The sequence below is a fragment of the Marinobacter koreensis genome, from assembly GCF_023156285.1.
Taxonomy (GTDB): domain Bacteria; phylum Pseudomonadota; class Gammaproteobacteria; order Pseudomonadales; family Oleiphilaceae; genus Marinobacter; species Marinobacter koreensis.
In genome coordinates this window covers 1-11,626 of sequence record NZ_JAKZAJ010000005.1, presented here as the reverse complement: position 1 = coordinate 11,626, position 11,626 = coordinate 1, and the positions used below count along the sequence as shown (strand labels likewise).

The following is an 11,626-nucleotide window of genomic DNA, read 5'->3' as shown; positions in this document are numbered from 1 at the left end:
GCCATGGAAGGCAAAAGAGGCATTGGGAGTCATTATGAAGGGGTCGCTGCCCGATACCTGAAAAGCAGGGGCGTCATCATAACCGACCAGAATGTATACAACCGGGGCGGAGAAATCGACCTCATTGGCCGTGACGGAAGTACCCTGGTCTTTTTCGAGGTTCGTTTCCGTGGGGAGGGTCGATTGGTCGATCCACTGACATCGATTACTTACCCCAAGCAACGGAAGCTGATTCGCGCCACGGCATTTTATCTGCACCGTCACGGATTGTGGGATTGCGCGAGCCGTATCGATGTCATCGGCATTACCCCGGGAACCACCAGCAAATATCGGATACAGTGGATCAAAAATGCTATCCAGGCAGGTTAAAACAGGCAATGACAGACACTGAACAACAAATCAGCCAATGGTTTGCGACCCACATGGAGCTGACCGCGCAGACGGCAAGTACCGCACTACCCCAGATAGAACCGGTGGCGGACGCGATGGTGAATGCCCTGCTGCAGGACGGCAAGCTGATCGCCTGCGCCAATGGCAGCGCCAACATTCTCACCCAGTATTTCTGCACCACTCTGCTTAATCGCCTGGAGCACGACCGCCCGGCCCTGCCGGCTATCAACCTGGGGGCCGACGCAACCACCTATTCCGCCATCTGCAGGGACAACCGGTTCAACGACACCTTTTCCCGGCAGGTCCGCGCCATCGGGAAGCCCGGGGACCTCCTTCTGGTGATCGTCGAGGATGGCCACAAGGCCAACCTGATTCAGGCCATCCAGGCAGCCCACGACCGGGAAATGCAGGTCGTGGTCGTAAGCGCGAGAGAAAAGTCAGACATTACCTCACTGCTGCACCCGGAAGACCACGAAATTGCCCTCAACAATCTTGGGATTGTCGACGCCCCTCCACTGATGCTGCTCGTGCTCAACACGCTGTGTCGCCTGATCGACCAGAAAATCTTCGGCGGCTAGATAGAAAAAAAGCCAGCAAATGCCGGCTTTTTCAGTATCAATCGAATCTCGTCTATTTGACGACTTTGAGGGTCGGTCGTCCCGATGGCCGCTCTTCAGAAGAGCCGGAACCATCACCGTCCTCTCCCGGGCCGTCCGGATCGGGCGTACCAGGCTCACTGCCAAACACCATCCCCTCACCATTTTCCTTGGCGTAAATCGCCATCACCGCCTGCAAAGGAATGAACACCTGCATCGGCACTCCTCCAAAACGGGCGCTGAATTCCAGCGCTCCGTTGCCGATGACAAGACTTCTTACGGCGCCCGGGCTGATGTTCAGAACAATCTGGCCATTGGCCACGTGCTCCGTCGGAACCTGAACTCCCTGAACCCCTGCATCTACAACAATGTAGGGCGTACAGTCATTATCCAGAATCCACTCATTGAAAGCCCGGACCAGATAAGGCCGACTGGATGTCATGGAAGGTTTGTTTTCCGACACTGCCTAACTCCTGCTGATGGGCGAGAATTCAGCTGCGAATATCTTCTTCCAGATCCGACAGGCTGGCCTTGAAACCTTCACGGCCGAAGATGCTCTCCATATATTTCAACAATGGCTTGGCCTGCTTCTCATTCAGCTCGATGCCCAGTGCCGGCAACCGCCACAGGATCGGAGCAATGCAGCAATCCACAATGGTGAACTCTTCTGACATGAAAAACGGCATTTCCCCGAACAGTGGAGCCGCCGCCAACAGGCTTTCACGAAGTTCCTTGCGGGCCGCTTCAGAAGCCTTGGCATTCGGCTGGGCCAGAATCTGGTCCACCAGCCCGCACCAGTCCTTCTGGATACGATGAATCATCAGTCGACTGTTTGCTCGGGCGACCGGATACACCGGAAGCAGAGGCGGATGCGGGAAGCGCTCATCAAGATATTCCATCATGATGTTGGGCTCATACAGCACCAGATCCCGGTCAACCAGAGTCGGAAGCGCGTTGTAGGGATTCAGGTCTGCGAGTTCCGCAGGCGGGTTGTCGGGATCGACATCGACAATATCAACGGTGACCCCTTTCTCAGCCAGGACAATGCGTACCCGGTGGCTGTAATGACTGGCCGGGTCCGAGAAAAACGTCATTGATGACCGCTTGGTCACAACGCCCATAGAACTACCTCACGAGTAAACAAACCGAAAAAACCCTGAAAATGCAAAATTCCAGCGGACCCTTACGTGCCCGCTGGAATTCAGGAAACGGGATTATACCCTATTTCTCAGTGCACGTCCTTCCAGTACTCACGATTGAGCAGATAAGCGAAGACGAAGAAGATCGCCACAAAGATCAGAACAAAGATCCCCAGACGCTCACGCTCCAGCTTCACCGGGTCGGCCGTGTAAGACAGGAAGTTGGTCAGGTCGTACATGGCCTGATCAAACTCTGCTTCGGACATGGAACCCTCAGACACATAACTCGGGCAGAGCTCTCCATTGTTGATGTTGCCACTGAGCGGCTCGACCGAGGCCGGGACACCCACGTTCGGCTTCACGCCACACAGCCCCTGCAGACTGACCAGGACATGCGGCATACCAACGTTCGGGAACACCACATTGTTGACACCTGTCGGCCGGGTATCATCCTTGTAGAACCCACGAAGGTAGGAATAAACCCAGGACTCACCACGAAGACGGGCCTCGAGGGTAAGATCGGGCGGTGGCGCACCGAACCAATCAGCCGCCATATCCTTCTTCATGGAGTTCTTCATCAGCTCGCCAATCTTGGCACCGGTGAAGATCAGATTGTTCTCGTACAGATCCTCAGGAATACCCAGATCTTCCGCCACCCGCTTGTAACGCGAGTATTCCATAGAGTGACACCCCATACAGTAGTTCGTAAACAGGGTGACACCCCGCTGCAGAGATGCCTTGTCGGCATGATCCGGTTCCATGTGATCCATGGGAACCGTTCCTTCAGCTGCCAGCCCGAGAGCCGGCAGGACTGTGAAAACAAGAGCAAGAATCAGCTTTCTCATTATCCGGTCACCCTCTCTGGAACTGGCTTGGTTTTCTCCATACGCGTGTAGAACGGCATAAGAATGAAATAGAGGAAGTACAACACCGTCAGAATCTGAGCGACGGTCGTGCGCCCCTCTGTCGCCGGGACCAGGCCGAGATAGCCCAGGATAACGAAGCTGATGGCAAAGATCGCCAGCGCAATCCGGCTCAACCATCCTTTGTAACGGATGGAGCGAACCGGGCTCCGGTCCAGCCAGGGCAGGACAAACAGGATCGCAATGGCACCGCCCATCACGACCACACCCCAGAACTTGGCCGGCAGACCGAAGAGATCCACGGTAACCGCCCGCAACATGGCGTAAAAGGGCGTGAAATACCAGACCGGCGCAATGTGGGCTGGCGTCTTGAGCGGGTTCGCGGGCTCGAAGTTGGGCTTCTCAAGGAAGATACCGCCCATCTCCGGGAAGAAGAACACCACCACGAAGAAGATGAAGAAGAAAACAGCAACACCGAGCAGGTCGTGCACGCTGTAGTAGGGGTGGAACGGAATACCATCTTTCGGGATACCGTTTTCGTCCTTGTTCTTCTTGATATCGATTCCGTCGGGGTTGTTGGAACCCACTTCATGCAACGCAAGGATGTGCAGTACCACCAGACCAAGCAACACGATCGGCAGAGCAACCACATGGAGGGCAAAGAATCGGTTGAGCGTGATACCTGAAATGAGATAGTCGCCGCGAATCCACAGTGACAGATCGTCTCCGATTACCGGGATAGCACCAAACAGGTTAACGATAACCTGGGCACCCCAGTAGGACATCTGACCCCAGGGCAGCAGGTACCCCATGAAAGCCTCGGCCATCAGCACGAGGTAGATCAGCATGCCGAAAAGCCAGATCAGCTCGCGGGGCTTCTGGTACGAACCGTACATGAGGCCGCGGAACATGTGCAGGTATACGACAATGAAGAAGGCGGAAGCACCGGTTGAGTGCAGATAGCGAAGCAACCAGCCCCACTCCACATCCCGCATGATGTATTCAACGGACGCGAAGGCACCTTCAGCGGTCGGGTTGTAGCTCATGGTGAGCCAGATACCGGTCACCAGCTGGTTGACCAGAACCAGCATCGCGAGTGACCCAAAAAAGTACCACACGTTAAAGTTTTTCGGCGCGTAATACTTGGCAAGGTGTTTGTTCCAGGCGTCGACGATTGGAAGACGGTCGTCTACCCATTGAATTAGCTTTTGCATTACGCTGCCTCCGGATCAAGACCAATCGTCAGGGTCGACTCATCGTCGTAACGATAAGGCGGCACCTCAAGGTTCAGGGGAGCAGGCTGAGCTTGCCATACCCGACCGGCCAGATCGTAATGAGAACCGTGGCACGGACAGAAGAAACCACCCAGCCAGTCTTCGCCCAGGTCTTCAGGGGCAACTTCCGGACGGTAAGTAGGCACACACCCCAGATGGGTGCAGATACCAACCAGCACAACGATTTCGGGCTTCAGCGAGCGGTAGATGCCTTCGATATAGGACGGCTGCTGGGGCTCTTTGGACTCAGGATCCTTGACCTCATCATTCATCTTCTTGATGTTTTCCAGCATTTCCGGCGTACGACGGACGACCCACACCGGCTTACCGCGCCATTCAACGGTAATTTGTTGGCCCGGCTCAATCTTGCTGATATTGACGGTTACCGGTGCACCGGCAGCTTCGGCCTTGGCACTGGGATTCCAGGATGCCACGAACGGAACGGCCGCACCGACGACGCCGACTCCTCCCACCACAGACGTGGCACCGATCAGGAATCGGCGCCGGCCTTGGCTCACGTCGCCATTATTCATTATGGTTTTCTCCCATCAGGAGATGCCCCCAACCGCTTCAAAGAGGCTGACTGCAGGCATCTAAAAGGACTTCACAACCCAAAAATGTAAGCGCCCAAATGGTAATGAAATTACCAGAACCTTACAAGTCGGAAAGGTGCCCGGGGCGGCGCTTCTCTGCTCCAGATCAATTTGCTGACAATTCTCTGAGACACAAAAAAACCCGGCTCGATGGCCGGGTTTTTTGAGCGCTTCTGCGACGCAGAATTAACGCTTGGAGTACTGCGGACGCTTACGCGCTTTGCGCAGACCGACTTTCTTACGCTCAACCTCACGAGCATCGCGAGTGACGTAACCAGCCTTGCGCAATGCCGGACGCAGGGTCTCGTCGTAATCCATCAGTGCACGGGTCAGACCATGGCGAATTGCGCCGGCCTGGCCACTGGTGCCACCACCCTTGACGGTGATGTTGATGTCAAAACGATCGGTGGACTCGGCAACCACGAGCGGCTGACGAACGATCATGCGCAGAGTCTCACGACCGAAGAACTGCTCGATGGTGCGACCGTTAATGGTGATGTTACCGCTACCCGGCTTGATAAAGACGCGAGCCGTGGAGTTCTTGCGGCGACCAGTACCGTAATTTTGTGCTACAGACATATCCGCCTTCCGTTAAATGTCGAGTTCTTTGGGCTGCTGGGCTGCGTGAGGGTGCTCAGCGCCTGCGTAGACTTTCAGCTTCTTGAACATGGCACGACCGAGCGGGCCTTTCGGAAGCATGCCTTTGACAGACTTCTGAATGATTTGCTCGGGAGCCTTGTCTACCAGCTTCTCGAAATTGATGGACTTGATTCCACCCGGAAAGCCGGTGTGGCTGTAGTACATCTTTGCAGATGCTTTCTTGCCGGTAACCTGCACCTGGCTGGCATTAATCACAACAATGTAGTCGCCAGTGTCCACGTGAGGGGTGTACTCAGGCTTATGCTTGCCCCGCAGACGACGGGCGATTTCTGTTGACAGACGACCCAGCGTCTTGCCGGCTGCGTCTACAACGTACCAGTCACGTTTTACTGTTTCTGGTTTCGCACTCAGAGTCTTCATTGATTCCGCCTTGAACGCTATAAAAGAAACGTTGAAAACCACCACCGGTAAATGCAAGGCATCCGGAGGAGGTTCGTACCTGTAATGTTGGCAGTGGTACCATTCGGGGCTGAGATAGCACCATCGCCTTGAAAAGCCAGGGCGCGAAGTATACTCCAACCCCCAGGGAAAACCAACCCCGTCCGACGGTGTTTCGTTATTCCCTTATGACGGGAGATCCCCCTCCTCCCAACCATAGAGCGAGCACACATTGGCGAGAAGATCCGGCGCGAGCGCCGATGTCTCCACGCCCCGCAGTTCCGCGAGCGTCTCAAGAATCCGTGGCAGATACACCGGCGAGTTCCGGCCCGATGCGACCCCGGCCGGGGCCATGTCCGGGGCATCCGTCTCCAGAACCAGACAACTCGCCGGAAGGCGTGCAACGGTCTCACGGGTTTTTCGGGCCCGTTCGTGGGTAATCACTCCGCCGATACCGATATAACAACCCAGGCCCACCAGCTTGGCGGCTTGTTCATAGCTGCCGGAAAACCCGTGAATCAACGCACGCCCGGACCAGTTGGCGCGGCGGAGTGCGCCATGGATCTCGTCATGGGTCCTGACCGAGTGAACAATGAGGGGCAACTCCAGCCTGGCTGCCAGGGCCACCTGTTGCTCGAACCACGGCAACTGTTCGGCCAGAGATCCGTGTAAACGATCAAGTCCGCACTCCCCGAGTGCCACGCAAGCGGACTCTCTCGACGCAAGCTGGCTTTCCAGTCGCTGAAGATCCCCTTCCGAATGCTCCTCTACGAACCAGGGATGGATGCCCAGGCAATACCAGAGGCCCGGATGTGCGTTCGCTACCCGACGAACCCGCTCCCAGTCGGGCCGGCGAACTCCGGGTATAACGGCACCAAGCACGCCAAGGGCTCGGGCCCGGCGCAACTCTTCGTCGCGCTCCCCATCAAAACGGGGAAAATCAAAGTGGCAATGGGCGTCGATCATTCTCATGCCTGCCTCCGCCCGCAACCGGCTCAGTGCTCGCGGGTTTTCTGGAAGCGTATATCCGGATAACGTTCCTGGGCCAGATTGAGGTTGACCATCGTCGGCGCAATGTAGGCCAGCCGATCACTGCCGTCGAGGGCCAGATAGTCGTTGTTCTTGCGCTCGAACTCGTCCAGTTTCCGCTCATCGTCACAGCCGACCCAGCGTGCCGTGGCAACATTGATGGGCTCGTAGACGGCATCCACCTTGTATTCGCTCTTCAACCGGGCAACAACCACATCAAACTGCAGTACGCCAACCGCGCCCACGATCAGATCGTTGTTCTTGAGCGGCCGAAATACCTGGACCGCCCCTTCTTCCGACAGTTGAATCAGCCCCTTTTGCAGTTGCTTGGCCTTGAGCGGATCCTTGAGGCGGATTCTGCGGAACAGCTCCGGCGCGAAGTTGGGAATCCCGGTAAACTTCATATCCTCACCGGCGGTAAAGGTATCGCCAAGCTGGATGGTGCCGTGGTTATGCAGCCCGATGATATCTCCGGCGAATGCTTCTTCGGCGTGCTCACGATCACCGGCCATGAAAGTCAGGGCATCGGAAAACCGGACATCCTTGCCGATACGAACATGACGGGCTTTCATTCCCTGGGCATATTTCCCTGACACAATGCGAAGGAAGGCAATGCGGTCGCGGTGCTGGGGATCCATGTTTGCCTGGATCTTGAACACAAAGCCTGAGAACCCGTCTTCGGTAGGCTGAACCGGGCGTTGATCCGTCTCGCGGGGCTGGGGCGTGGGCGCCCATTCCACCAGGCCATCCAGCATATGGTCGACGCCGAAATTGCCCAGAGCCGTTCCGAAAAACACCGGCGTCAACTGGCCGGCCAGAAAGGCGTCAATATCGAATTCGTGGGAAGCGCCTTTGACCAGCTCGATCTCATCCCGAAGATCAGAGGCGTAGGCTCCGATAACCTCGTCGAGTTCCGGATTGTCCAGACCCTTGATTACCCGCTTCTCCTGGATTGTGTGGCCCTGGCCCGACTGGTACAGGATCACCTCATCACGCAGGAGGTGATACACGCCCTTGAAATTCTTGCCCATGCCGATGGGCCAGGTGATCGGGGCACACGCAATCTTGAGAACGTCCTCCACCTCATCCATCAATTCGACCGGATCGCGGGTGTCCCGGTCCAGCTTGTTCATGAAGGTCAGAATCGGCGTATCCCGGAGCCGCGTCACTTCCATCAGTTTAATGGTCCGTTCCTCGACGCCCTTGGCACTGTCGATAACCATCAGGCAGGAATCCACCGCCGTCAGTGTCCGATAGGTGTCTTCGGAAAAGTCCTCGTGCCCCGGAGTATCCAGCAGATTGACCAGCCGATCATTGTAGGGAAACTGCATGACCGAGGTCGTTACGGAAATCCCCCGCTCCTTTTCCATTTCCATCCAGTCGGATTTTGCGTGCTGTCCCGATTTCTTGCCCTTGACGGTCCCGGCCTTCTGAATCGCCTGACCAAACAGCAACACCTTTTCCGTGATGGTCGTTTTACCGGCATCAGGGTGTGAAATAATGGCGAACGTACGGCGTTTGGCCACTTCCTGGGAAAGATTGGACATAGTCTGAATGGCACCCGGAATAAAAGGATTTGAAAAGCGTACAAGTATAAAGGTTAAGCACCGCCTGCGTGAACCGGCGCAGGCCGCGGGAACGCGTTCAGGTATGAAGATCGAGCTTCATGACGCGGGCATCCTCGGCACCATCAACACCCGGGTAATAGCCAGGGCGCACGCCAATTTCCTCGAACCCTTCGCTCGAATACAACGCCGCAGCTCCCTCATTACTCCTTCGAACCTCCAGAAGGACCTGACGCATGCCATCGTGAATGGACTGCGCCACCAGGTATCTCAGCAGCTCACGCCCCGCACCCTGACCGCGGGATGCCCGCCCCACGCAGAGGTTCAGCAGATGGGCCTCATCGAACTGATAGGCAACGATGGCATAGCCGACCAACCGGTCCCCATGACAGATCGCCCACAGCCGGTAATTGTCCCTGAAGCAGTCCAGAAAGACGGATTCGGACCAGGGACGAGCATATCCCTGGCGCTCTATTTCGAGCACCTCGGGAAGATCCCCTTGCCGCAGCGGCCTGAGCAGGAAATCAATGCCCTGCATTGCCCTGTAAGAGCGCGTCCCGTCCATCAGTTTCGTACTAGCGGTTTCAGGCAGGACCAGAGCTGACGCTTCAGGGCGGGATCGCCGGCGATCTGGGCGAGCGAATGGGAGAACTCCAGTGCCGGCTTCTGTCTGGCGGCAGAGGAGAGCCAGTGAACCTCTCCTTCAGCTACGTCTGGCCCGGGCACTCCCAGAATCAATGGACGCTGGTCCGCAGACGGGGCAAGCATCGCCCGGGCTACCTCGAGCAGCTCTTCCATGCGACTACCGGGCACCACCGGATTATTGAAAACAGGCCAGTGTAAAGGACCGAGGACCTGGACAACCTCATCGCCCACACTCCTGAGAATGTTCCGGGCCAGGGTGTCCTGCAGGCGAAGACTCGCGTCCGACGAAACATCGGAGACCAGCGCGAACTGCCGACCCAGCCAGACCTGAAGTTCAAGCCGGATCAACAACCGATCTGCTGACGCCTCAACACCTTCATCGTCACTGGTCTCTGCGGGCGACTCGCTCACTGTGGTCTCAGCCAGAGCACGGTTGACCGGCAAAGACGAGGCCTCGCCCCCGCCAACCTCTGAAGCGTCTTGGGGCGCACCATCCATAAGGGCCCTGAGATTGACCGTGCGGGCCGGAGAGCTTTCCGGCTTCTCACGCTGCACCGGCTCCTTAAACTCCAAATCCCTGGCGGGCTGAGGGGCCGGGGCGGTATCGCCAAAATCAAAATCCGGACTTGGTGCAGCTCCGGGCAGTGGCTCTCTGGCGTACCAGAGTCGCACGCCCGTTACGCCCAGATAAAACTGACGCTCGGCTTCGGTTCTCGTCATCAGGCTACCTGCAACTCAGACATCCGCAACCTGAGGGTGCTGGCGAATGCCACCCCGGCTGATCAGATTCAGAGCCTCGATATAGGCTTTTGCTGAGGCGATAATCACGTCGGTATCGGAGCCAACACCATTGACGATCCGGCCACCCCGCTCCAACCGAACGGTAACCTCGCCCTGTGCGTCCGTGCCACTGGTGATGGCATTGACGGAATACAGCTGGAGATTGCAGCCGGAATCAACCAGGGATTCGATGGCCTTGAACGTGGCGTCCACCGGCCCGCTACCCTCTGCCTCGACCTTGTGCTCCTTGCCCTCAACCGAGATAGTCAGGCTGGCCCGGGGCACAACGCCGGTCTCGGAACATACCTGCATGCAGACCAGGCCATAGGGACCTTCCTCCTCCTTTTGACGGGTATCACTGGCAATGGCCTGCAGGTCCTCGTCAAAGATCTCATGCTTCAGGTCAGCCAGTGCCTTGAAACGGGTAAACGCTTCGTTCAGCTCCGTTTCAGTATCGAACTGTATGCCCAGCTCCAGCAGACGGGTCCGGAACGCATTCCGGCCGGAGTGCTTGCCAAGGACGAGACTGTTGGTGTGCCAGCCCACATCCTGCGCCCGCATGATCTCGTAGGTTTCACGATGTTTCAGCACGCCATCCTGGTGGATACCTGATTCGTGTGCGAACGCATTCGCTCCGACGATAGCTTTGTTGGGCTGGACCGGGAACCCGGTAATCGTCGACACCAGCCTTGATGCCGGCACAATATGCTGGGTGTCGATGCGGGTATCGATGTTGAACAGATCCTGTCGGGTACGCACGGCCATGACGATTTCTTCGAGCGCGGCGTTTCCGGCCCGCTCGCCCAGGCCATTGATGGTGCATTCCACCTGGCGGGCACCCTGGGTAACGGCTGCCAGGGAGTTGGCAACGGCAAGCCCCAGATCATTGTGACAATGCACGGAGAAAATGGCCTTATCGGCGTTTGGCACACGATTCATGATCTGGCGAATGGTTTCACCGAATTGTTCCGGAATCGCGTAACCCACAGTATCAGGGATGTTGATCGTGCGGGCGCCGGCATCGATGGCCGCTTCTATGATCCGGCAAAGAAAATCCAGCTCCGAGCGCCCGGCGTCTTCACAGGAAAATTCGACGTCGTCAACGTGACTTCGAGCCCGCTTGACCGCGCGAACCGCCTGCTCGACCACCTCGGCAGGTTCCATCTGGAGCTTGTGCTTCATGTGGATCGGCGACGTCGCAATAAACGTATGTATCCGTCCCCGCTCAGCCGGCCGGATGGCTTCCGCAGCCCGATCGATATCATTATCCAGCGCCCTCGCCAGACTGCAGACAGTCGATTCGGTGATGGTTTCTGCGATCGACTTGACGGCGTCAAAGTCACCCTGGCTCGCGATGGCAAACCCTGCCTCGATCACGTCGACGCGAAGCTTCTCCAGGGCCTTGGCAATGCGGAGCTTTTCCGCCTTGTTCATGGTGGCGCCCGGGCTTTGCTCGCCGTCGCGAAGGGTTGTGTCAAAAATCACAAGGTGTTCGGTTGCCGACATCGATGCGCTCCCATCAGACATTGGAGAGGATTATTTTGAGCCAGTATATCACCGATGCCCGGCATGTAGTGGCGCAGGCTTTTAACGGAATTTCAGGCAATAAAAAACCCCAGCACCGGAGATGCTGGGGTTTTGGGTTAGGAGCCTGACGATGACCTACTCTCGCATGGGCCATGCCACACTACCATCGGCGCTGGTCTGTTTCACG

The 11,626-nt window shown here is 57.0% G+C and carries 14 protein-coding genes; 2 read left to right on the top strand and 12 right to left on the bottom strand.

Annotated elements, in window-relative coordinates:
- The first annotated feature begins 3 nt into the window (after positions 1–3).
- The gene (locus MLD04_RS13830) at positions 4–369 is read left to right on the top strand and encodes a YraN family protein (protein WP_248159548.1); all 366 of its coding nucleotides are present in this window, start codon (positions 4–6) and stop codon (positions 367–369) included.
- Between the two features lie 8 nt (positions 370–377).
- Positions 378–968: an SIS domain-containing protein gene (locus MLD04_RS13825; protein WP_008937182.1), complete on the top strand. Its 591-nt coding sequence runs from the start codon at positions 378–380 to the stop codon at positions 966–968.
- Between the two features lie 52 nt (positions 969–1,020).
- Here the strand turns inward: MLD04_RS13825 and MLD04_RS13820 are convergent, their stop codons facing one another.
- The 12 genes from MLD04_RS13820 to MLD04_RS13765 form a co-directional block, all read right to left on the bottom strand.
- Positions 1,021–1,428, bottom strand: coding sequence for a ClpXP protease specificity-enhancing factor (locus tag MLD04_RS13820; protein ID WP_227497915.1), 408 nt, complete (start codon positions 1,426–1,428; stop codon positions 1,021–1,023).
- 49 nt (positions 1,429–1,477) lie between these two features.
- Positions 1,478–2,107, bottom strand: coding sequence for a glutathione S-transferase N-terminal domain-containing protein (locus tag MLD04_RS13815; RefSeq protein WP_008937180.1), 630 nt, complete (start codon positions 2,105–2,107; stop codon positions 1,478–1,480).
- Positions 2,108–2,214: 107 nt separating this feature from the next.
- Entirely contained in the window at positions 2,215–2,970 is a 756-nt protein-coding gene (locus MLD04_RS13810) for a cytochrome c1 (protein ID WP_248159546.1), read from the bottom strand.
- Positions 2,970–4,202, bottom strand: a complete 1,233-nt coding sequence (locus tag MLD04_RS13805) for a cytochrome b (protein WP_248159544.1) — start codon at positions 4,200–4,202, stop codon at positions 2,970–2,972. The genes MLD04_RS13810 and MLD04_RS13805 overlap by 1 nt, the downstream gene beginning before the upstream one ends.
- Positions 4,202–4,795 (bottom strand): ubiquinol-cytochrome c reductase iron-sulfur subunit, encoded by a 594-nt coding sequence (gene petA, locus MLD04_RS13800; protein ID WP_008937177.1) that lies wholly within the window; start codon positions 4,793–4,795, stop codon positions 4,202–4,204. Before petA ends, MLD04_RS13805 begins: the two co-directional genes overlap by 1 nt.
- A gap of 246 nt (positions 4,796–5,041) precedes the next feature.
- Positions 5,042–5,434: a 30S ribosomal protein S9 gene (rpsI, locus tag MLD04_RS13795; RefSeq protein WP_008937176.1), complete on the bottom strand. Its 393-nt coding sequence runs from the start codon at positions 5,432–5,434 to the stop codon at positions 5,042–5,044.
- Between the two features lie 12 nt (positions 5,435–5,446).
- Positions 5,447–5,875 (bottom strand): 50S ribosomal protein L13, encoded by a 429-nt coding sequence (gene rplM / locus MLD04_RS13790; protein ID WP_008937175.1) that lies wholly within the window; start codon positions 5,873–5,875, stop codon positions 5,447–5,449.
- Positions 5,876–6,079: 204 nt separating this feature from the next.
- Entirely contained in the window at positions 6,080–6,865 is a 786-nt protein-coding gene (locus MLD04_RS13785; RefSeq protein WP_248159542.1) for a TatD family hydrolase, read from the bottom strand.
- A gap of 23 nt (positions 6,866–6,888) precedes the next feature.
- Positions 6,889–8,469 (bottom strand): peptide chain release factor 3, encoded by a 1,581-nt coding sequence (prfC, locus tag MLD04_RS13780; protein ID WP_248159540.1) that lies wholly within the window; start codon positions 8,467–8,469, stop codon positions 6,889–6,891.
- A gap of 97 nt (positions 8,470–8,566) precedes the next feature.
- Positions 8,567–9,052, bottom strand: coding sequence for a ribosomal protein S18-alanine N-acetyltransferase (gene rimI, locus MLD04_RS13775; protein WP_248159538.1), 486 nt, complete (start codon positions 9,050–9,052; stop codon positions 8,567–8,569).
- Complete coding sequence (locus MLD04_RS13770; protein ID WP_248159536.1) at positions 9,052–9,852, bottom strand: hypothetical protein; 801 nt, start codon at positions 9,850–9,852, stop codon at positions 9,052–9,054. Before MLD04_RS13770 ends, rimI begins: the two co-directional genes overlap by 1 nt.
- Positions 9,853–9,867: 15 nt before the next feature.
- On the bottom strand, positions 9,868–11,418 hold the full coding sequence (locus MLD04_RS13765) for a 2-isopropylmalate synthase (protein ID WP_248159534.1): 1,551 nt from the start codon (positions 11,416–11,418) through the stop codon (positions 9,868–9,870).
- Positions 11,419–11,626 lie beyond the last annotated feature (208 nt).